The following is a 21,133-nucleotide window of genomic DNA, read 5'->3' as shown; positions in this document are numbered from 1 at the left end:
TCAGGCATCCTTTCGGTTGTTCGTGACCAGGAGCCACAGCAGGAACGGGGCACCGAGCGCGCCGGTGATGACGCCCACCGGCAGGACGGTTCCGTCCAGTACCAGCGGGGCAAGGTTGGCGGCGAGGAAGTCCGCGGCCAGGACGATGACGGCCCCCACCAGGGCCGAGGCCGGCAGGCTGGCTTTCCCGGTGAAGCGCCGGGCGATGGGACCGGCGAGGAAGGCGACGAACGAGACCGGCCCGGCTGCCGCCGTCGCCACCGCCGCGAGGGTGACCGCGATGATGACCAGGGCGAGGCGGGCGGCGTTGACCCGGATGCCCAGGCCTGCCGCGGTGTCGTCGCCCAGTTCGAGGATGCGCAGCGGCCCGGCGATGACGCCCACCGCGGGAAGGAGCACGGCGAGTGCCAGGGAGAGGATCCCGGCGCGGTCCCAGTTAGCGGAGTTCAGGGAACCGTTGAGCCACACCAGGGCATCGGCGGCGGTGCGGATGTCAGCGCGCGTCATCAGGAAGTTGACCACGGCGTGCAGGGCGGCAGCGATTCCGACGCCTGCCAGTACCAGCCGGTTGCCAGCGGCATTGCCCCGGCCGCCGCCGCGGATCCCGCCGCTGGAAATCGCGTAGATCAGGCCCGCTACGGCCAGGGCCCCGACCAGCGCGGCGCCGGACACCACTGCACCTGACGCACCGAAAATCACGATGGCCACCACGGCGGCGGCGCTGGCGCCATAGCTGATGCCGATGATGTCCGGGCTGGCCAGCGGGTTGCGGAGCATCGTCTGGAAGAGTGCACCGGCCAGCCCGAAGGCCAGTCCGATCATGGTTCCGATGACCGCACGCGGGAGCTTGTTTTCCATGACGATGAAGCTGGCACCGGGGATCCTGGGACCGCCGGTCAGGTGGTTGTAGACGATGGTGAAGAAATCAGGGATGGTCACCGTGTAACTGCCCAGCAGCACGGAAACGAAGAAGAGGATCACAACGCCGGCGGCCAGGAAGGCGGTCCGGTTCAGGAGGATCCGTCCCCGGCGTTGCCCTGTCACTTGGGGTCCTTCAGGGGCGGTTGTAGCAGCCTTATCTGATAGGGCAACCGGGGTTGTGGGGGCCGCTGTCTTCGGGGTCACAGTCCGGCTCCCTTCCCGCGGCGGACCAGCCACACGAAGACGGGGGCGCCGATGAGTGCGGTCATGATGCCGGCGGGCACCTCACCGGGAAGCAGCACCACCCGTCCCACGATGTCCGCGCCGAGCAGCAGCACGGGCGCCAGGACCAGGGAGAACGGCAGTATCCAGCGGTAATCCGGCCCGGTCAGGAAGCGGACAGCGTGCGGGATGACCAGGCCTACGAAGGCGATGGGGCCAGCCATCGCCGTTGCGGATCCGCACAGCAGCACGATGCCCAGGGCAGTGATGCCCCGGGCGAGGCCCACGCGCTGGCCCAGGCCGCGGGCAATGTCATCACCGAGCGCCAGGCTGTTGAGGATGCGGCCGGTCAAGAGCACGATGACGGCCCCCGCGGCGAGGAAAGGCAGCCCCGCCAGCACCACGGACCAGTCACGGCCGGCAATGCCACCCACCTGCCAGAAACGGAACTTGTCCAGGGTGTCCTGGCTGGACACCAGGATGACGCTCATGAGCGAGTACAGGCCGGCGTTGAGGGCGGCACCCGCCAGGGCAAGCTTGACCGGGGTGGCTCCGTCCCGGCCGAGGGATGCGATGAAGTAGACCACGACGGCGGCCACGGCGGCGCCGATGAACGCGAACCAGATGTAGCCGGACAGTGAGCCGACACCAAAGACATAGATGCCGGTCACCACGGCCAGGGCGGCGCCCGCGTTGACGCCCATGATTCCGGGATCGGCGAGGGGGTTGCGGGCAACGCCCTGCATGGCGGCGCCTGCCAGGCCCAGCGCACCGCCGGCCAGCAGGCCGAGGACTGTGCGGGGAATACGGGCGTGGACCACTGCGTGGTCACCGTTGGCGGGATCGAACTGCGTGAGCGCGTCCCAGACGGTGCCCAGCGGCAGGCCCCTCGCTCCGACGGCGAGGGATGCGCCTGCCAGGACGGCGAGTACGACGACGGCGGCCAGCAGCCAGGCGGCACGCTTCCCCGGGAACGCGCGGGCGTTTCCCGGGGCACGGGCTGCCGTGCCCGGCACCGAAGTACCGGGGCTTGCGGCCTGGCGGGCCGCCGTCGTCGAACTCTGCGTCACGGAACCGGCGCTACTTCACGGCATCCGCTGCGGTGGCCAGCTCAGGCAGGAACGTGTCCAGTGCCCAGGGAAGGCTCAGCGGTGAGGAAGCGGAGATGGCGAGGACCAGGCTCTTGTTGGCGTCTGCGACGAATGCGCCGCTCTTGACGGCCGGGATCTGTCCGAGCAGGGGGTCATTCTTGATCGCGTCGGCTTCGCTGGCGTCTTCCACCGAGCTGAGGAAGATGTCCGAATCAAGCTCGTTGACCTTCTCTGCCGACCACGGCACGAAGAACTCCTTCGAGCCGGCCGACGCCTGCTCCGCAACGGGGGCAAGCTTCATGCCGATGGAGGACAGGAACTTGGGCCGGTTGTCATTGGCCGTGTAGATGCCGGTCTGGGTGCGGTCGGACGGCAGGGCGTAGCCGTAGATGAAGGTCTTGTCCTTGATCTGCGGGTACTTCGCCGCCTCTTCCTTGACGGTGGCTTCTGTGTCGGAGACCAGTTTGGCAGCTTCGGCGTCCTTGCCCAGCGCCTTGCCCACGATGGTGGTGGCGTCCTGCCAGGACGTTCCGTAAGCCAGCTCGGGGTGCGCCACTACCGGGGCGATTTCGCTGAGCTTCTTGTAATCCTCTTCGGTCAGGCCGGAGTAGGCGGCCAGGATGACGTCAGGGGTGAGCTTGGCGATCTCGGTGAAGTTGACGCCGTCCGCCTCCGAGTACTGGACCGGAGCCTTGTCGGTGCCGAATCCGGCGCCGAGTTCTTCAAGGGCGGCGTCCTTCCAGGGAGTGGAACCCTTGTCGTTGCCGCCCCATTCATTCTTGGGAACACCTACCGGGACAACACCCAGGGCAATGGCGACGTCGTCATTGACCCAGGAGACCGTGGCAACCCGCGTGGGCTGCTTCTCGATGACGGTCTTGCCGAACACATGGTCGATGGTGACCGGGAACTGGGCACTGCTGGAAGCGGAGGCGCTGGCATCGGAAGTAGACGTTGCCGGGCCGGTGGAGCAGGCGGAGAGCGTCACCGCGGCTGCCAGGATGGCCGACGCCCCCGCTGACCTAAGCAGCGTGCGGCGGGTGGTGCTGGGGCCCGTAAACAGGGAGGAAGCCATGAAATTCCTTAAGTGAGCGATGCGAACTTAAGTAAGGCTAGCCTATGCTTACGTCTATTACGAAAGCTTTTTGTATCTTATTCCCCAAGGTGACGAAGGACACAGCCGCCGTGGTCTTGGACAGGATTTCCAGGGTTTGGCAGGATGGCAGGGACCGGGTCCGTTAAGGAACGGCCGGACAAAAACCTCAAGAGATCGGGACATCGAGGAGCAATGCGCACGCCGGAGGCTTTCAGCCCCGCTGCTGCCGCGGAATGCGGGGTGGCCGCTTTGGCCTGCTTCGCGGACAACTGCTGACTCCCCTTTTTAGAACCCGCATCCCGGGCTGCTGCCCGCTGCCGGGCCCCTTCTCACGAAAGTTCAGCCATGCAATCAGTCACGCCCCAGCAAATCCGCTCATCCTTCGTCAACGCCAGCCGTTCCGAGGCCGCCAAACTCAACCTGCCCCAGCACTTTGACAACCTGCACTGGGACAGCCTGGACTTCCTCGGTTGGCGGGACCCCAAGATGCCGCTTCGCGGTTATCTCGTGGTTCCAGGCCCCAAGGGCCTCACCGGAGTCCTGCTCCGGGCGCCCGAAGGTGGCGCCCGGAAGAACCGCTCTGTCCTGTGCGAACTGTGCCGTGACGTGTTCTCCAAGGAGGACGTGCTGCTCTGGGTGGCCCGCCGCGCCGGCCAATCCGGCCGCAACGGCAATACCGTGGGCACCCTGATCTGCGCAGATTTCCTGTGCTCCGGCAATGTCCGCAAGGAGCCCCCGGCCAATGAGATCAACCCGGACCCGGCCGCCGTCGTGGTCCGCCAGATCCAGGGCCTTCAGGACCGCACCGCGCAGTTCCTGGGCAGGGTGCAGTCCAAGTAGCTGCCCGGACGCCACACCTGGGGAATGCCCTCCCGCGCATCACGGGAGGGCCTTCCTGTGTCCGGTCAGCGGTAGGTGAAGCTGGCCAGGATGGCCCTCAGCGCCTGGCCCTGGCTGCCGGCGAACCACGCCCGGGCTGCCTTGTCGTCGGGGAACTGCTGGTCATCGAACAGCACTTCCGCCGTCAGCACGCGGTCGCCCAGGAGGATGATTCCCTTGACCGCGTCCCGGGGGCCTGTTGCCGGTGCGCCCGCCGTCAGCTGCAGGTGGTAGGTGGCATCGTCGTCGTCCCAGTCCACGTAGAACGAGGCATGCGCCTCCGGGGTGGACCGGCCCTGCAGCCCGGGCACCGGAACGGATTCGAAAACGGTCCTGGTGACCGCGCCGGCGACGCCATCGGCGATTTGTCCGTAATAGATGCTGACCAACTGCTTGTCACTGGCGTCATAGATGGTGGCCGTTCCCACGTAGGGGGACGCCGAGGCCTCGAAGACCTCGGCCTTCCAGTCCGCCGGCCGCGTGAAAGAGAGCCTGCCGTCGGGGAAAGTGAAAGTCGCCAGCCCGGCCCCAGCAGGATCGGAACTGGACGGTGCCGGCGGGGCGGGCTGGCCCGGCGCCGTGGACGGGGCTGGAGCGCCCGGCGCCCCTGTTGAAGGTGGGACTGTAGCGGCGGGGGACATCACCCCGCCGCCGGGTTCTGCCGGCCCGCCGGCTGTACAGCCTGCCAGGAAGAAGGCGGCCGCGGTGGCCATTGCAAGGGGTCCGGTGAGTCGGCGGGCTGGGTGCATGGTGGCTGCCTTTCACGAGGGCGCCGTGAGTTTGTTCGGCGGCAACTGCGGGACCCAGCGTTCCGCAATGCCTACGGGGATCAGGATGGCGTGGTGGTGTTTTGCTCACAAGGGTGGCACAACCAAATCGCGGCACACCAGAACCTGACGGATAAATCCATCAGTTTGTTATCCCTGTCTATGGTTCGCGGCGGCGGCCATCAGCGCAGCACGATGTCCACAGGATTCGCCTCGGACCGCCAGGCCCCTTCCTCGCCCCGCCGGGGGCGGATCACCGGCGCGGTCAGCACGCCGGAACGGTTGGTGCGCCGGTCCCGGAGGATCTCGGTCACGGAGCCGAGGTGCCGGGACAGGTCGATGACGTTCTCGGGCGCGGCCAGCAGCAGCTGGAACCCGAACTCGTGCAGCGCCTTGATCCCGGCGCCGGCGAACTCTTCCGAGGCAAGCACGAAGGCTTCATCCATCATCACCGTGCCGTACGTGGTGAAGCCCTGCTCGGCGATGCCCAGCTGGTAGCTGAGGGCGGCCGCCATGATGAACGCCGTGAACCGCTGCCGCTCACCGCCGGACATGGACCCGGTGTCCGCGTGCATGAACACCTCGGTCTTCTTGCCGGCCTTCTTTCCCTTGGCCGGGGGCGCGGTGACCTCGCGGTGCTCCTTGCACTGGATGAACAGGTGCCCGCGGACATCGAGCACCTCGGCCCGCCAGCGCCGGTCTTCCGGAGCCTGCGAGCCCAGGCGCTTCACCAGCGTTTCCAGGGACTTGTAGCGTGCCGTAAGCTCGGCGTCGTCGTCCCGTTCCGCACCCGGCTCGGCCTTGGCGGGCCGCGTATGCCGGGCCTTCAGCGCGTTCTGGATGGCGTCCTTGAACTGCTTCGCGGTTGGCGGCAGGGTCTGCTTGATGTCCAGTTCCAGGAAGCTGCCCTCGTGGAAGTTCACCTGCGACAGGATGCCGTTCAGCGGCAGGATCCGGCTGGTGATGGAGCGGCGTTCCTCGTCCAGGAGGTGCAGCAGGGTGCTGAAGGATTCATGCGTGCGCTGGTTGAAGAACTGCCGGAATTCGGCTTCCTGCGCCGGCAGTCCATCGTTGACGATCGCGTGGTAGCGGGCTTCGAATTCGCTGGCCGCCCCAATGCTGGTGCCGTGGTCGGCGGAGATGGCGCTGCCCCACTCCCGCACGAACCCCTCGAAAATGCGGGTGAGCCGCTCCGCAGTAGCCTGTCCCCGGGATTCGGCGGTGTGCAGCTCGCCCTGGAGTGCGGTCCGCACGCGGTTGGCCAGGTTGTCCAGCTCGTGCATCTCCGTCACATCGCCGAAGTCGGCGAAGTACGGTTCCAGCGCCGTCACGGTAGCGTCCGACGGCGGCGCTTCGGCCAAGCGGTGGCGCGCGGCCTCCAGCAGGGAATCGGCAGCGGTCAGTTGCCTGTCGAGGGCCTTGTACTCGCTCTGAAGCACGGCTGCGGACTCGGTGCTGGACTGGTGCCTCTGCCGGACTTCCTCGATGGTGGCGCGCAGCGGTTCCAGGTCCGCCTGGGCGGCAAGGGCGTCCTTGAGCCGCCGCTCAATGCCCGCCAGTTCCTCGGCCGCGACGGCTGCCGAGACCTGGTCCCAGGGCCTGTCGTCCTCAGCGATCCGGCGGAGCGCCTCGAGCTGCCGGCTCATGCCTTGGTGGGAATCTTCCCGGCTCTGGGCCAGCTCGGCCGCCTTGGCCACTTCCTGCCGGAGGTCCTCCGCCTGGCCGGCCACGAGTTCCAGCTTGGCGGCGTTGTCGAACCCGAGCACGTAGTCCTGGCGGCTGGTGAACCGGTCGTCCTTCTCCACGGTGTGGCGGTTCCGCTTGACCACGCCGCCCAGGCTCAGGCCCTTGTCCAGCGCGGCGAGCTGGTCCGGGTCTTCCACGCAGGGGTAGGCAAAGTCGAGGGCGATGCGTTCCCGAACCCATCCCCCCGCCTCGGCAGCCGCACCGCTGGCGAGGATGTCCAGCTTGGTGAGCAGGTCGCCGTCGCGCGCGTCCTCCACTGCCAGCGGACCACCGGCGAGGGGCTTGGAGACGTCCACGGCCCGCAGCGCGCCCCGGACCTTGTTGTCGTTCAGGTAGCGGGTCACCGAGGAGAAATGTTCGCCGGGGACCAGGAGCGTGGTGGCCAGGTTACGGAGCGCACGCTCGGCCGCCGGGCGCCACCGCTCCTCCCCTTCAGCCAGGTCCATCAGCTCACCGGCGAACGGCATCCTGTCCTCCGGGATGCCGGTGGCGGCGGCAATGGCGGCACGGTTTTCAATGCTCGACGGCGGCAGCAGGGATTTGCGCGTCTTCAGCGACACGAGTTCCTGCTCGGCCGCGGCCAGTTCGCGCTTGCGGCTGGCGTGGGCGTCGAACGCCTCGAAGCGCAGCTCCTGCAGTGCCTGCGAATCGTCCTTCAGCTCCACGGAACGGGCGGCCGCCTGCTCGTGGGCCTGCTCCCAGCCGGAGGCCGTCCACTCCAGCTGCAGCCCGGCGTCGGACAATGCCTGCTGTGCGGCCTGCTCCACCTGGCGGCGGAGGCGCAGCCCCACCCTGGCGTTCTCCAGCGACTGCTCAATGGCGGAAATCGCATTGCCGCCCTGGCTGTTGTAGTCGGTTTCCAGCTGCCGCAGGTCCTTGGCCAGGCCATCGCGGACCGAACGCTCGGCACCGAGCTCCTTCGCTTTGGCCTGCGCCAGTTCCTTGAACCGGGCCAGGATCTTCTGCTGGACGGTGACGGCGAGCCGCTGCCTGTACGACTCGAATTCGCCGCCGGCCAGGTCCCGGAGCCGGTTGGCGTCCAGGAGGGACTGGGCGTACTCGCGGTTCAGCCCCGGAACCGGCGCCAGCTGGTCGCGCTGCTGCCGGACGTCTTCGAGGCGCTGACGGATGGACATGAGGTTGCTGAACTCTTCCACCACGTCGTCAGCCGCCGTCAGCGTTGCGGGGGCATCCAGCACCTGGTCGCGGAAGAACGTATTGACGCTGCCGCCCAGGCCTTTGCCCGCCTGGATGACCCGCAGCAGCGGAAGCGCCTGGTCCGAGCTGATGCCCAGCAGGCGCCGGAACCGCTCGGCGAAGGCCTTGTGGACGTCGAACACCTGGGCGTGCGGGAAGATCGTTTCCAGCGCGCCCTTGGTGAACCGCTTGTCCGCGATGCCCTCAATCGCATCGAGGTCCAGCGGAACATTGTCGATCAGGTAGAACCGGCCCACGCTCGATTCCGTGCCGTTCTTCGGCAGGTCGAACAGTGCCGAGACGGTCACGCGGGTGCCCGCAGCGTTGTCGAACGTCAGCCCGACGGCGGACCAGGTGGCACCGGGGCGCTGGAAGGCACTCGCCGAGCCCTCGCCCACGGCCTTGTCGCCCACTTTGCCGCGCATGTACGTGAACGTGGTGCGCTTGTCCTCCACAGCACCGCCGGACCGCTGGGCGGCTGCCTCGTTGGACCGTGGCCTGGCATCGAAAACGCGCAGCATGGCGTCGAAGAGCGTGGACTTTCCCACGCCGGAATTACCGGTCAGCAGGGTTCCGTTCCGGTCCACGCGCATGGTGTGCGCGCCGTGGAACGTGCCCCAGTTGACCACCTGGACCAGCGCCAGCCGCATCTGGCCCGGGTTCGTCTCTTCCCCCAGCGGGAGCATGCTCGGAATGGTCACTTCGCGGCCTCCTTCTTGGTGCCGGCAGGGTACGACGACGGCGCTGCCGCCCCCGCCCCTTCGCCGGACGGCATCCGTCCTTCGGACGATGCGTCCGGCTCCGACAGCGGGTCCGGATTTCCCACTGCTCGCAAGCTCGCAGCGGGTCCCTCATCCGTTCCCTTAGATGCCACTCCCTGGGCGGCAGCGCCGTCGTCGTTGTCATCGTCACCCGTGTCGTCCAAGTCCAGCAGGGGTTCCGTTCCGGACTGGTCCGTCGAAGCGGCCACCAGGGCTTCGATGTGGGCCGGGATGTCGCCGATGTTCTCGAACGGGAGGGCCAGCGGGAGGGCGTTGGAGATGGTGTACACGTCGTCAAGGCCCGTGGGCAGCAGGAGCTGGCGGGCCAGGAGCTTGGTGATCGCCCGGGTGACGACGTCCGAGTCGCGGAGGGCGTCCTGCTGGCCGGACGGCTGGTAGTGCGCCACCAGGTCCGTGATTTCCTCGCGGGTAATGGTGGGGTCAGTCTGGGCGGTGACGTGCCGGTCCAGAAGGAGCCGCAGCCGGAGCAGCACGATGGTCTCCACCCGGCTTAGGGCCCGTTGTTGCCGCAGGATGCTGGACCGGGCGCTGCCCCCGATCACGTCCGGGTCCACCGGGCGCAGGACGGCGATCTTCCGTTCATGGTCCAACTGCATGCTGAGGAACAGTTCCGAAAGCCGGCTGCGCAGGATCACCTGGTTGTCCAGGAGGACCGTCCACAGCTTTTCGTCCCGGCCGCCGTCAATATAAGGGCCCTTGAGGAGCTTCACCAGCGCCTGCCGGACCTTCATGTTCAGCACGCCTGTGTCGCCGGGGAACAGCGCGGCTCCGTCCACGAAGGTGTCGCGCGGAGTGACTGCGCCGGTGACGTGGCTGGCCGGCATCGGGGCGTCCGCGGTTTCGGCAGGCCCAACTATCGGATCACGGGTTTCGGCCGGCTCAACCGACGGGCCGGGTACTGGCTCGGCGGGCGGTGCCGTCATCTCTTCAGTCATCTGAATCCTTTGCGAGCGTGACCACCGGCAGGTAGGCCCGCCGGGTGGTGCCGTCTATCTGTTCAAAGTCCAGGCCGTCCACCGCTTCGCGGTCGAAGGTGGCGCCCGCGTGCAGCGCCTCGGACAGGAGGGCCCGGATGGTGTTGATGTGCTGCTCTTCCGGCGGCAGCTGCTCCCAGGCGTCACCCAGGGTCCTGGCTCCTGCCATAGCCGCGCGGACCACCGCCGGCTTGGCCTTGCCGGTCCTCGGCGAGCGCACGCGGTCTGAGTCGCTGAACGCGATGGGGTCGGCCAGCTTGGGGGGTGCGGCGAACTCGTCTGGGTCGAACAGCTTCACCATGGACAGCGCCTCGAAACCCGCGTTGTACAGGACGGGTCCGGGAATCAGGCCGGGCCGGTCACGCTCGTACGGCAGGGACCGGATGGCGTGCTCGGCTTCGCGCAGGACCTGCCGTAACCGGACCGACTGGCGGAAGTCGTCGCTCTGGACGTAGGTGTTGAGGCTTTCGCTGAGCTTCCCGTAGATGCGCTGGATCTGGCTGTGCTGCTGGCGGAGTTCTGCCACCAGGTTCTTCAGTGTTTCGCGGTCCTCCGGCGAGAGGTCATCCGCGAACTGCCGGCCGAGGACTTCGCCGATGGCGGAGCGGAACCGAAGCTGCTGCTGCGGGTCCTCCAGGAACGCGGTGAAGGACCGGAACGTCCTGCCTTCCGGGCTTTGGCGGAGCCGCTTGTCCGCTTCCAGCACCTGCGCCATGGTGGCGCCCTTGGTCAGCGACTCCTCGATGATCTGGTTGCGGAGGCCGCCCACCAGTTCCTCGATCCGGTCGCGCATCTTCTTGTAGTCGGCGGGCAGGCTGGCGGCCAGGTCCAAGATGTTGCCCGCGGCCTCCACGGCTTGGTCGTCATCGAGCAGGCCGTCGAACTCGCCGCTGCTGATGTCCTCGATCAGCTGCTGCCGCTCACCGATTTCCTCCTCGAGGGCCTCAAGCCGGGCGCTCTGGTCCGGGTTGGTCTCATTGGCGAGCTTTTCGACATCGCCGAGCAGGGTGCCCAGCCGGGACCCGTTGAGGGTGGACCGTTCGCTGGAGAGGCTGTCCAGGAATGCGAGTACGCGGGCGGCGGGTTCGGTGACTTCATAGACGATCTGGCCGGACTGGTTCCGGCGGGTCAGGAACTGCCGTCGCGTCCACTCGTCGCCGAACGACTTGCCGTTGGCTCCGCCGCCCAGCCCGGGGTCCTGCCGGCGGAGCTCCTCCAGGAAGGAGTCGACGTCGGCATGGAATTCCTCGAGCGGAAGCTGCGGCCGGATGCGGGTAAAGGACGCCTGCAGCACCGCGATAACCCACGGCGCCGAGCGGGTGAGGGCCCAGGCGGGTCCCTTGGTGAGGAGCTCGAGGTCCCGGAGCCGGGCGCTGATGGCGTCAGCGGATGACCTGGCGGAGCGGGGCACACACTCTCCTTGGACTGTTGGCGGGGCGGGTGGCAGGGCGGGCCGGAAAACGGCCAACTACAAGGTTAACTCAGCGCGTTCGGGGGGGCCGCCGCAACCGCTCCGTGACCTACCCGGCGGTAGGGTATCGATCCCGTATCAACAGCTGTTTCGTGCTGCTTCGCTCTGGCTCGCCGCGCAGGGCCCACCCTACGCTTTCTGCTACCGGCCTTCGCCGCTTGGCCGCAGCAGACTTTCACCACAGCAACGCCGCAGGGGGACACATGCAGTTCGATTTGAGCGCTCTGGACACATCCACGTTGGTCTTCATCGGGACCCTGGCTTTTGGCGGCCTGTTGGCCGCCTTCGTTCTGGCATCGGGGCTGGTTGCGCTCCTGCTGCTGGGTACGGGAAAGCTCGCCTGGATCCTGGTGTCCAGCACGCTCCTGGCGGTGGTCCATGGCATTAACGCAGGCTGGGACCGGCTGGTGCATCACGCGAAAAGCGTGGACGTGGCCGCGGACTTTCCGGGCCCGCCTTCCCCTGGCACCGGAACCTACCCGCGGGTAATATTGAGGGACAGCTGAAGGGTTCTCCAACCCGGCGGATCCATGGCTTCACCGGCCATTCCGGCCTAGGAGATAACCCATGACCTCCGCCACGCACAGCCCGTCCACTGACGCGCCGGCCGAAGAAACGCCCGTCCCCGCCGGAAAGATCGGTTCCGGCGTCACCGCGGATGAAGCCCGGGCCGTGGCCGAAGCCGCCCGGGAGACCGGGTGGGACCGGCCCAGTTTCGCCAAGGGCCTCTACCTGGGCAACTTCGACCTGAGCCTGGTCCACCCGTGGCCAACGCCCGATCCTGCGGATGTGGAGCGCGGTGAAGCATTCATGGCCGGGCTCACCGCGTATGCCCGGACCATGGACGGCCGGGTCATTGAGCGTGCTTCACAGATTCCGGACGAGTACATCCGAGGGTTGGCGGACCTGGGCGTCTTCGGCATGAAGATCCCCGAGGAATACGGCGGCCTGGGCCTCTCACTGGTGTACTACGGCCGCGCCCTGGCGCTGCTGGGCAGCGTCCACCCGAGCCTCGGTGCGCTCCTTTCGGCGCACCAGTCCATTGGCGTGCCCGAGCCGGTCAAGGTGTTCGGCTCGCCGGAACAGAAAAAGGAGTACCTGCCGCGCTGCGCGGCCGGCGCCATCACCGCATTCCTCCTCACCGAACCGGATGTGGGCAGCGACCCCGCCCGGCTGGGCAGCACCGCCACACCCACGGACGACGGCGAGGCCTACCTGTTGGACGGCGTGAAGCTTTGGACCACCAACGGGGTGATTGCTGAGCTGGTGGTGGTGATGGCGGTGGTCCCGGCGCACACGGACGCCGACGGCACCCGGCATAAGGGCGGGATCAGCGCGTTCGTGGTGGAGATGGACTCCCCCGGGATCACGGTGGAGAACCGGAACGCCTTCATGGGCCTTCGCGGGATCGAAAACGGCGTCACCCGCTTCCACCAGGTCCGGGTGCCCGCCGCCAACCGACTGGGCCGCGAGGGGCAGGGCCTGAAAATTGCCCTGACCACCCTTAACACCGGGCGGCTGGCCCTGCCTGCGCTGTGCGTCGCGTCCGGGCGGTGGAGCCTGAAGATCGCCCGTGAATGGTCCAACGCCCGCACCCAGTGGGGCCGTCCCGTGGGCGAGCACGAAGCGGTGGGAAAGAAAATCGCCTTCATCGCGGCCTCCGCCTTCGCACTGGATGCCGTGTTCGAGCTCGCCGCCGAGCTTGCGGACGCCGGCCAGAAGGATGTGCGGATCGAGGCCGCCCTGGCCAAGCTGTGGGCCACGGAAATCAGCTGCCAGATCGCCGACGAGCTGGTCCAGATCCGCGGCGGGCGCGGTTTCGAGACCGCGGAGTCCCTGGCCGCACGCGGAGAGCGTGCAGTACCCGCCGAGCAGCAGCTGCGGGACCTGCGGATCAACAGGATCTTCGAAGGGTCCTCCGAGATCATGCGCCTGCTGATCGCGCGCGAAGCCGTTGACGCGCACCTCGCCGCCGCGGGAGACCTGGCGTCGATGGATGCGAGCCTGTCCGACAAAGCCCGTGCCGCCGTCGGGGCCTCCGGCTTCTACGCCAAATGGCTGCCCAAGCTGGTGGCCGGCGCCGGAATGGACCCGCGTTCCTACGGCGAGTTCGGCCGGCTGGCCCGGCAGCTGCGGTTCGTGGAACGCTCCTCCCGGCGGCTGGCCCGCCAGACCTTTTACGCCATGGGCAGGTGGCAGGCGAAGCTCGAACGCAAACAGGCCTTCCTGGGCCGCGTGGTGGACATCGGCGCTGAACTGTTCGCCATGACCGCGTGCTGCTCGCGTGCGGAGATGCTGCTGCGCACCGATCCCGGGCGGGCGGCGAGCGCCTACGAACTCGCCGAAGCCTACTGTGAACAGGCGCGGGTGCGCGTGGACGAATACTTTGACCAGCTGTGGCGGAATACGGACGACGGCGACCACCGCCTCACGCGCAAGGTCCTCGCCGGGGATTACGCCTGGCTGGAGGAAGGGGTCCTGGACCAGTCCGAAGGCACCGGGCCGTGGATTGCCGACGCCTCCCACGGGCCCTCGGCGAAGGAGAACCTGCACCGCAGATACCGGTAGAACCGCAGGTCACGGAATCGTAAGCATCCTTGCTATCGGGGTGGGGCGGTGGTTGAGTGGATCCATGAGCAGCTCAACGGACCCAGAGAACCTCCCTCCCCGGCGAGCGCGGCAGGACGGGCGCAGCGAAAGCGGCCTTGCCGGGGACGCGGACAGCCAGGCCACGCGCTCCATCGACCGGACTCCGGCTGACAATGCAACGCGTCCCATCGACCGCACATCCGCCGGCGATGCAACGCGCCAGTACTCCGGGGCGCCGGCCGCATCCGCCGAACGCGACTACCCCCAGGAGGTCTATGCCGAGCGGGCGGAGCCGGACCGGGACTACGTGGACCGCAGCGGGTCCGCGGATACCGCTCGGACCGCAGCTGTCCCGGCCGCGGCCGTGAACCCGAACCTGACGGACCGCGAAACCGCGATCGCCCGGCAGAAGGAACAGTTCGGCGGCATCAAGGTGGGTTCGGCGTTCTTTGGCTGGCTGACCGCAACAGGCCTGGCCGTCCTGCTCACCGCCCTGGTGGCCGCAGCCGGCACCGCCGTGGGTCTGGCCAACAACACGGATGTCAATGAGGCTGTGAACCAGGCCACCCAAAACAGCGGCACGGTGGGCCTGGTGGGCATCATTGTGCTGCTGGTGATCCTGTTTGTTTCCTATTACTCCGGCGGCTACGTGGCCGGCCGGATGGCCCGCTTCAACGGGGCCAAGCAGGGCCTGATGGTGTGGGTCTGGGCTTTGATCGCCGCCATCGTCATCGCTGTCCTGGGCCTGGTGGCCGGACAGCAGTTCAATGTGCTGGCAAACCTCAACAGCTTCCCGCGGATCCCCATCAACGAAGGTGAGCTGACCACCACCAGCATCATCGCCGCCGTAGTGGTGGCCGTGGTGGCGCTGGTGGGTGCCGTGCTGGGCGGGCTGGCCGGGATGCACTTCCACCGGAAGGTTGACCGGGCAGGATTCACGCCGGACAGCGACTACGACGGGTAGTCAGTCCAGGATGTCCCCATCCACGTAGAACCACCGGCCGTCCGAACGGACGAACGTGCTGGCCTCATGCAGCACGCCGCGCCCACCCGTGTGACGGTAGTGCGCCTTGAACTCCACCGTTCCAGCGGTGTCGAAAGGTCCACCGCCGCCGGTGGCCGCGATGTCCAGCCGCCGCCACTGCATTTCCGGGTCCAACTGCAGGTTCCCCGGGGCCGTATCCGGGTGCCACGTCCGGAGCAGGTAGTCCCGGTCCAGGAGTACAAAGGCCGTGTACCGGGAGCGCATCAGCTGCTCCGCCGTGGCTGCTTCGGCCCCGCCTGAATGGAACCGGCCGCAACAGGAGGCGTACTGATCCCCGGACAGGCACGGGCAACGGTCCTGCGCTCCGATTTTTGTCATACCGGGATGCTGTCATATCCGGTAACGGCTTTGCTACAACCCTCCGGACGGCCCCCGCGCCGGGGGCACGGCGGCGCAAAAATCCGTAAGGTGGATACGAAGCTGCTGCCGTGCGTGGGGGCGCCGCCGCGGGCCCAGCTGAAAGCAGAGAGGAGAGATGCCACGTGGAAAATCCGGACACGCTCGTCCTCAACCTAACCTTTTTGGGCACGGTGGGCGTTGCCTTCCTGATCTTCTTCATCCTCTTCCTCCTGGGCGTCATCACCCTGCTCCTCGCGGGCGTGGGCCGGCTGGCCGCCGTGGTGCTGATGCGGCTGTTCGGCAGGGGCAAACGGAAAGACGGGATGCCCCTGGTCCAGCTCTACGGGACCCACCTTGGCGAGCCCGGTTCCGGGTCCGGCACGGGCGCTCCGGCAGGATCCGCGTCCACACCGCGCGGCTGGCCTGCGGCACTCAAGCCGGCGCGCGTAAAGTCTGCGCTGGCGAAGTCTGCCCTGGCGAAATCGGCGCTGGGCGCCGCCGTCGTCCGTAAACCCGGAGCCCGCCGCGAGCAACCCGTCCTGGCCGAGGACTGGGTCTCCGCCGTGGCCGAAGCCGACGCCCGCGCAACGGCCCGGCAGCGCGCCGCGACCCCCGAAATCAAGCTCTCCGTGCGGGACCTGCCGGATCCCGGCGTTCCGGCGGACAAGGTGGAGTCCGTGGCGCCGCTCGTGGAATCAGCGCTGCACAACCACCGCCCCGTCCGCGAAGTCCCGCATTCCTTCAAGAAGCCCCCGGCTCCGCAGGTACTGCCGCCGTTGGACACCGGATCCCTGGTGTCCCTCTCCGCGCAGCAGGTACTCAAGCACGGCCAGGAGCCGAAGCGGACCGAATCCGACGCTGCTGCACGGAACGGCGGACGGCCCTTACCCTGAGCAACCATCTCCGCTAGCGTGAAGCCCATGGAATTCAGATACCTCGGAAACAGCGGTTTCAAAGTCTCGGAAATCACTTTCGGCAACTGGTTGACGCACGGCTCCCAGGTGGAAAACGACGTCGCCTCCCAGTGCGTGCGCGCCGCCCTCGACGCCGGCATCAGCACCTTCGACACTGCCGACGTCTATGCCAACACCGCGGCGGAAACAGTCCTGGGCGAGGCCCTGAAGGGCGAGCGCCGCGAATCGCTGGAGATCTTCACGAAGGTCTTCGGGCCCACCGGCCCCAAGGGCAAGAACGATCTTGGCCTGTCCCGCAAACACATCATGGATTCCGTTAACGGCTCGCTGCGGCGGCTGCAGACGGACTACATCGACCTCTACCAGGCCCACCGGTACGACTTCGAAACGCCGCTCGAGGAGACCATGCAGGCGTTCGCGGACATCGTCCGCCAGGGCAAGGCGCTCTATATCGGCGTCAGCGAGTGGACCGCGGACCAGCTCCGGGAGGGGCACAAGCTGTCCCGGGAACTGGGCTTCCAGCTGATCTCCAACCAGCCCCAGTACTCCATGCTCTGGCGCGTCATCGAAGCCGAGGTGGTACCGGCGTCGGAGGAACTGGGTGTGTCCCAGATCGTCTGGTCACCCATGGCGCAGGGAGTCCTGAGCGGCAAGTACCTGCCCGGCCAGCCGGCGCCCGAAGGCAGCCGCGCCACCGACGAAAAGGGCGGCGCCAAGATGATCTCGCGGTGGATGCGCGACGACGTCCTGCAGGGTGTGCAGGACCTCAAGCCGGTCGCGGAGGAGGCAGGCCTGTCCATGCCGCAGCTGGCTGTGGCGTGGGTACTGCAGAACCCCAATGTGGCTTCCGCCATCGTGGGCGCCTCGCGGCCGGAGCAGATCGCCGACAGCGTGGCTGCCGCTGGCGTGAAGCTGGAACCGGACGTCCTGAAGAAGATCGACGACGCCATCGGTGCCCTCGCCGAACGCGACCCTGCCCAGACCAAGTCACCCGCCACGCGGGAAGCCTAGGCGCATGGCGGCGGACCTGCCCGACCTTGCAGTCACTGGCTCCACCGGCGGGCTGGGCGGCATGGTGGCCCGGGAACTCGCAGGCGCCGGCTTCGCCCAGCGCCTGCTGGTGCGGGACCCGGCCCGCGCGCCTGAGCTGGAACAGGCGGCCACGGCCGTATGCAGCTACGGTGACGCGGAGGCCGCCCGGAGCGCCCTTGAAGGGGTCCGGGTGCTGTTCATGGTGTCCGCCGCCGAGGCGGAGGACCGGTTGCAGCAGCATTTTGCGTTCGTGGATGCCGCTGCCGGCGCCGGCGTGCAGCACGTGGTGTACACGTCCTTTTACGGGGCGGCCCCGGATGCCACGTTCACACTGGCCCGGGACCACTACGCCACCGAGGAGCGCATCCGGGCCTCCGGAATGGATTACACGTTCCTGCGGGACAACTTCTACCTGGACTTCCTGCCCTTGATGACCGATGACCACGGGGTCATCAGGGGACCGGCCGGTGACGGCGTTTTTTCCGGGGTGGCCCGGGAGGACATCGCCCGCAGCGCGGTTGCCGTTCTGCGCGACCCCGCCATCCACAAGGGCAAGACCTACCAGCTCACCGGCCCCGAAGAGCTCACCATGGCCCGGGCTGCGGAGATCATCAGCGAAGGGACCGGCAGGAACGTGACCTACCAGGCGGAGACGGTGGAGGAGGCCTACGCGTCGCGGGCACCCTACAACGCGCCGAAATGGCAGGTGGATGCCTGGGTCAGCACCTACACCGCCATGGCGGCAGGCGAGATGGCGGGCATTTCGCTCGACGTGCATGGCCTGACGGGCCAGGACCCCATCAGCCTTGCGGAGTTCCTGACCCGGCCCGTGCTTTAGCTTTTCTTGCGTCTTCAGGGCGTTGACGGGCGCGCGGGGCGGGCGTAAACCAGAGGCAGGGAACCACCGCCCCGCCATCCGCCCCACAGAATCGCAGCGCCATGACGCAGACCCACGACAACCTGCAGTCCGTCCAGGTGGAAACCCCGGTGGGCACGGCGCCCGCCGGGCCCACCACCGGCCCGCTGACCGCGGAGGAACTCCAGCTCTCGGCCCGCAACCACTCCATGCCGCTGGAGGCGATGCGCCGTGATGTCACTCCGCCGGGCCTGCACTATGTCCTCACGCACTTCGATATTCCGGACATTGATGCTACGTCCTGGCACCTGCTGATCGGCGGGGCGGTGGAACGGTCCCTGGAACTGAGCATGGCGGCCCTGCACAAGGACCCTGCCATCACCGTCCCCGTGACGCTCGAGTGCGCCGGGAATGGCCGGTCCCTGCTCAGCCCCCGGCCCATCAGCCAGCCCTGGGTCCTCGAAGCCGTGGGGACGGCATACTGGACGGGTGTGCCGCTCGCCTATTTGCTGGGCAAGGCGGGCGTCCTGCCCAGCGCCCGGGAAGTCGTCTTTACCGGTGCGGACGCCGGGATCCAGGGCGGCGTCCGCCAGCGGTACGCGCGCAGCCTGCCGATCCACGAGGCGATGCGGGCCGACGTAGTGCTTGCTTACACGATGAACGGCCACGAGCTCCCGCCCCAGCACGGCTATCCCCTGCGCCTGGTGGTCCCCGGCTGGTACGGCATGGCCAGCGTGAAGTGGCTGGAGTCCATCGAGGTGGTCACCGCCCCCTTTACCGGCTTCCAGCAGCACGTCGCCTACCGCTACCAGGATTCCGCGGACGACGCCGGAACACCGGTTTCGCGCATCAGGGTCCGTTCGCTGATGGTTCCGCCGGGCATCCCGGACTTCCTCACACGGAACCGGACCCTGGCCGCCGGACCTGTCCTGCTGCAGGGCAGGGCGTGGTCCGGTGAAGGTGCTGTGACCGGCGTGGACGTCGGCATCGACGGGGCCTGGCTGCCGGCGCAGCTCGAGAAACCCCCGGGCGGATTCGCGTGGCGGAAGTGGACCCTGCCATGGGTGGCCGGGGCCGGTGAACACGTGCTGTCCTGCCGCGCCACCGATGCCACCGGCGCCACCCAGCCCCTGGAGCAGAACTGGAACTACCAGGGCATGGCCAACAACATGGTGCAGAAGGTCCGGGTAACGGTCGCCTAGGGCTGGCCCCCGGCGCCGGGGCTATACTCGGTGCCAACCATGACGAGCCTTCCCTCCTCCCCCGCCAGCGCCCGCATTGACGCGTGGCTGTGGGCCATCCGCGCCTACAAGACGCGTTCGGCCGCCACCGCAGCCTGCCGCGCCGGCCACGTCCGCCTCAACGGCACACCGGCCAAGGCATCCGCCACCCTCGTCACGGGCGATACGGTGACGGTCCGGATGCCCGGCTACGAACGGATCCTCGAGGTCCGCCGCCTGATCGTCAAACGCGTCGGCGCTGAAGTGGCGTCACACTGCTTCACCGACCACACACCGCCGCGGCCGGTGGCCCCTGCCTTGGGCATCCCGCAGCGGGACCGGGGCACCGGCCGGCCCACGAAGAAGGACCGCCGGGAAATGGACCGCCTCCGAGGGTCCGCATGACGTGCCGTGGGCAGTGACCAGGCCCCGTGGCTGCAGCACAGTGGCGGCAACACGGTGATGCCGGCTGCCGCGGACCTTGTCCTGGCCTCCGTGCGCCGCCCCGGCTCGAAGGCACCCCTCGACGTACACCTCCGCGGCGGGGTGGTGGCTGGGATCAGCCCGGCGGGGACGCTGGCGCACAAAGCCCGGCCCCTCCGGACTGTCGACTGCGCCGGCCGGTTCATCATCCCGGGGCTGTGGGACGAACACGTCCATCTCACCCAGTGGTCCCTGCACGCGAACCGGCTTGACCTCGCTGCGGCGGCGTCCGCGCAGGAGGCCGCTGCCGCCGTCGGACGCTTCATTGCCGCGGACGCCGCTGGAGCGGGCGGGACCGGTCCCGGCCACCCGATCACCGCTGTGGGCGTGGGCTTCCGTGATGCCCTCTGGCCGGATACGCCCACGGTGGCCATGCTCGATGCCGCCGCCGGCGAACGGCCGGCCGCGCTCATCAGCCACGACCTGCACTGCGTGTGGGTGAACACGGCTGCCGCCCGCCGCTACGCGCTCCGGGTGGACGCCTCGGGGTTGCTCCGCGAGGAACCTGCCTTCCTCCTGACCCGTGAGCTGGGCCGGCTGCCGGATGCCGTGGTGGACGGCTGGGTCAGCCAGGCCGCCCGCGATGCCGCCGCCAAGGGCGTGGTGGGCGTGGTGGATTTTGAGATGACGTGGAACCGCGATCCGTGGCTGCGGCGGATGGCCGCCGGTTTCGATAGCCTGCGCGTGGAGGCCGGCGTGTACCCGGCGGACCTGGATCGGGCTGCCTCGGAGGGCCTGCGGACGGACCGGGAGGTACCTGGCGGCAACGGCTTACTGCGCACTGGCCCGCTGAAAATCCTGATTGACGGGTCCCTGAACACCCGGACCGCATACTGCGTGGATCCGTACCCTTTTGGCGGGCATGGTCTGCTGACCGTTCCCGTTGACCAGCTGCGTGCCCTGCTGCGGCGGGCGCGGGACACCGGGTTTGTCCCGGCAGTCCACGCCATCGGTGATGCCGCCAACCGGGTGGCCCTGGACGCGTTCGAGCATGCCGGCATCGGCGGCCGGATTGAGCATGCCCAGTTCGTCCGGCGGGAGGACTTTGCCCGTTTCGCCGCCCTGGGCGTGGTGGCCAGCGTGCAGCCGGTGCATGCGCTTGACGACCGGGATGCCGCCGAAGCCAACTGGGGCGGGCGGACAGACCGGGCCTTTCCGCTGCGGTCGCTGCTGGACGCAGGTGCCACGCTGGCGCTGGGATCGGATGCGCCGGTGGCACCGCTCGATCCCTGGGCAGCGGTGTCGGCCGCCACCACACGGTCTTCCTTCGACGGCCGTGATCCGTGGCAGCCGCAGGAAGCCATCACACGCGAACAGGCCCTGGCCGCCTCCACCCGGGGCCGCGGCGCCGTCCGGGTGGGCGGGCCGGCCGACCTCGTGCTTCTTGACGCCGATCCCCTGGCGGTTCCGGACTCCGGGCTGGCTGCCATGCCCGTCGCGGCGACGCTGGTGGGCGGTCGTTTCACGTACGACGCCGGATGGGCGGCTTCGCGGGGCGGCTGAACCGTG

At 68.2% G+C, this 21,133-nt stretch carries 17 protein-coding genes and 1 pseudogene; 10 read left to right on the top strand and 8 right to left on the bottom strand.

Annotation, left to right across the window (positions count from 1 at the left end; all coding sequences use genetic code 11):
* The 3 genes from OVA06_RS19245 to OVA06_RS19235 all read right to left on the bottom strand — a co-directional run bounded on the left by OVA06_RS19245 (nucleotide 1) and on the right by OVA06_RS19235 (nucleotide 3,309).
* Nucleotides 1-1,044, bottom strand: coding sequence for a FecCD family ABC transporter permease (locus tag OVA06_RS19245; protein ID WP_268160533.1), 1,044 nt, complete (start codon nucleotides 1,042-1,044; stop codon nucleotides 1-3).
* A 77-nt stretch (nucleotides 1,045-1,121) separates the two neighbouring features.
* Nucleotides 1,122-2,213, bottom strand: a complete 1,092-nt coding sequence (locus tag OVA06_RS19240; protein WP_442793569.1) for a FecCD family ABC transporter permease — start codon at nucleotides 2,211-2,213, stop codon at nucleotides 1,122-1,124.
* A gap of 10 nt (nucleotides 2,214-2,223) precedes the next feature.
* Complete coding sequence (locus OVA06_RS19235) at nucleotides 2,224-3,309, bottom strand: iron-siderophore ABC transporter substrate-binding protein (RefSeq protein ID WP_268160531.1); 1,086 nt, start codon at nucleotides 3,307-3,309, stop codon at nucleotides 2,224-2,226.
* 366 nt (nucleotides 3,310-3,675) lie between these two features.
* On the opposite strand from OVA06_RS19235, the gene OVA06_RS19230 reads away from it, so the two are divergent.
* Nucleotides 3,676-4,170, top strand: a complete 495-nt coding sequence (locus OVA06_RS19230) for an FBP domain-containing protein (protein WP_261620864.1) — start codon at nucleotides 3,676-3,678, stop codon at nucleotides 4,168-4,170.
* A gap of 65 nt (nucleotides 4,171-4,235) precedes the next feature.
* On the opposite strand, the gene OVA06_RS19225 is transcribed toward OVA06_RS19230, so the two are convergent.
* The 4 genes and pseudogenes from OVA06_RS19225 to OVA06_RS19210 form a co-directional block, all read right to left on the bottom strand.
* Nucleotides 4,236-4,958 carry a hypothetical protein gene (locus OVA06_RS19225; protein ID WP_268160529.1) on the bottom strand — a complete coding sequence of 241 codons (723 nt, stop codon included), beginning with the start codon at nucleotides 4,956-4,958 and terminating at the stop codon, nucleotides 4,236-4,238.
* A 200-nt stretch (nucleotides 4,959-5,158) separates the two neighbouring features.
* Complete coding sequence (locus OVA06_RS19220) at nucleotides 5,159-8,620, bottom strand: ATP-binding protein (RefSeq protein WP_268160527.1); 3,462 nt, start codon at nucleotides 8,618-8,620, stop codon at nucleotides 5,159-5,161.
* A gap of 149 nt (nucleotides 8,621-8,769) precedes the next feature.
* Nucleotides 8,770-9,636, bottom strand: a pseudogene (locus OVA06_RS19215) (DUF4194 domain-containing protein); the annotation flags it as partial.
* Nucleotides 9,629-11,086 carry a DUF3375 family protein gene (locus tag OVA06_RS19210; RefSeq protein WP_056078366.1) on the bottom strand — a complete coding sequence of 486 codons (1,458 nt, stop codon included), beginning with the start codon at nucleotides 11,084-11,086 and terminating at the stop codon, nucleotides 9,629-9,631. The pseudogene OVA06_RS19215 and the gene OVA06_RS19210, both read right to left, overlap by 8 nt.
* 263 nt (nucleotides 11,087-11,349) lie before the next feature.
* Between OVA06_RS19210 and OVA06_RS19205 the strand changes: the two genes are divergently transcribed.
* The 3 genes from OVA06_RS19205 to OVA06_RS19195 all read left to right on the top strand — a co-directional run bounded on the left by OVA06_RS19205 (nucleotide 11,350) and on the right by OVA06_RS19195 (nucleotide 14,699).
* On the top strand, nucleotides 11,350-11,652 hold the full coding sequence (locus OVA06_RS19205; protein ID WP_268160525.1) for a hypothetical protein: 303 nt from the start codon (nucleotides 11,350-11,352) through the stop codon (nucleotides 11,650-11,652).
* Nucleotides 11,653-11,713: 61 nt separating this feature from the next.
* Nucleotides 11,714-13,714 carry an acyl-CoA dehydrogenase family protein gene (locus tag OVA06_RS19200; RefSeq protein WP_268160523.1) on the top strand — a complete coding sequence of 667 codons (2,001 nt, stop codon included), beginning with the start codon at nucleotides 11,714-11,716 and terminating at the stop codon, nucleotides 13,712-13,714.
* A gap of 64 nt (nucleotides 13,715-13,778) precedes the next feature.
* On the top strand, nucleotides 13,779-14,699 hold the full coding sequence (locus OVA06_RS19195) for a TIGR04086 family membrane protein (RefSeq protein WP_261620868.1): 921 nt from the start codon (nucleotides 13,779-13,781) through the stop codon (nucleotides 14,697-14,699).
* Here OVA06_RS19195 and OVA06_RS19190 read toward each other — a convergent pair whose 3' ends face one another.
* Nucleotides 14,700-15,098: a YchJ family protein gene (locus OVA06_RS19190; protein ID WP_268160521.1), complete on the bottom strand. Its 399-nt coding sequence runs from the start codon at nucleotides 15,096-15,098 to the stop codon at nucleotides 14,700-14,702.
* A 164-nt stretch (nucleotides 15,099-15,262) separates the two neighbouring features.
* Between OVA06_RS19190 and OVA06_RS19185 the strand changes: the two genes are divergently transcribed.
* The 6 genes from OVA06_RS19185 (at nucleotide 15,263) to OVA06_RS19160 (ending at nucleotide 21,127) form a co-directional block, all read left to right on the top strand.
* Nucleotides 15,263-16,012: a hypothetical protein gene (locus tag OVA06_RS19185; RefSeq protein WP_268160519.1), complete on the top strand. Its 750-nt coding sequence runs from the start codon at nucleotides 15,263-15,265 to the stop codon at nucleotides 16,010-16,012.
* A gap of 27 nt (nucleotides 16,013-16,039) precedes the next feature.
* A complete protein-coding gene (locus OVA06_RS19180; protein WP_015938893.1) occupies nucleotides 16,040-17,044 on the top strand; it encodes an aldo/keto reductase family protein in 1,005 nt (334 codons plus the stop codon).
* Between the two features lie 4 nt (nucleotides 17,045-17,048).
* Nucleotides 17,049-17,903 carry an SDR family oxidoreductase gene (locus OVA06_RS19175; protein WP_268160516.1) on the top strand — a complete coding sequence of 285 codons (855 nt, stop codon included), beginning with the start codon at nucleotides 17,049-17,051 and terminating at the stop codon, nucleotides 17,901-17,903.
* 101 nt (nucleotides 17,904-18,004) lie between these two features.
* The gene (locus OVA06_RS19170) at nucleotides 18,005-19,123 is read left to right on the top strand and encodes a sulfite oxidase (protein WP_268160514.1); all 1,119 of its coding nucleotides are present in this window, start codon (nucleotides 18,005-18,007) and stop codon (nucleotides 19,121-19,123) included.
* A 39-nt stretch (nucleotides 19,124-19,162) separates the two neighbouring features.
* Nucleotides 19,163-19,546: an RNA-binding S4 domain-containing protein gene (locus tag OVA06_RS19165; RefSeq protein ID WP_056078390.1), complete on the top strand. Its 384-nt coding sequence runs from the start codon at nucleotides 19,163-19,165 to the stop codon at nucleotides 19,544-19,546.
* A gap of 57 nt (nucleotides 19,547-19,603) precedes the next feature.
* The gene (locus OVA06_RS19160; protein ID WP_268160861.1) at nucleotides 19,604-21,127 is read left to right on the top strand and encodes an amidohydrolase; all 1,524 of its coding nucleotides are present in this window, start codon (nucleotides 19,604-19,606) and stop codon (nucleotides 21,125-21,127) included.
* Nucleotides 21,128-21,133: the final 6 nt, after the last annotated feature.

It is taken from the genome of Pseudarthrobacter sp. SL88 (assembly GCF_026672455.1).
Taxonomy (GTDB): domain Bacteria; phylum Actinomycetota; class Actinomycetes; order Actinomycetales; family Micrococcaceae; genus Arthrobacter.
Note: the sequence above shows the minus strand (reverse complement) of the source record. Positions and strands in the feature narration are given on the sequence as shown.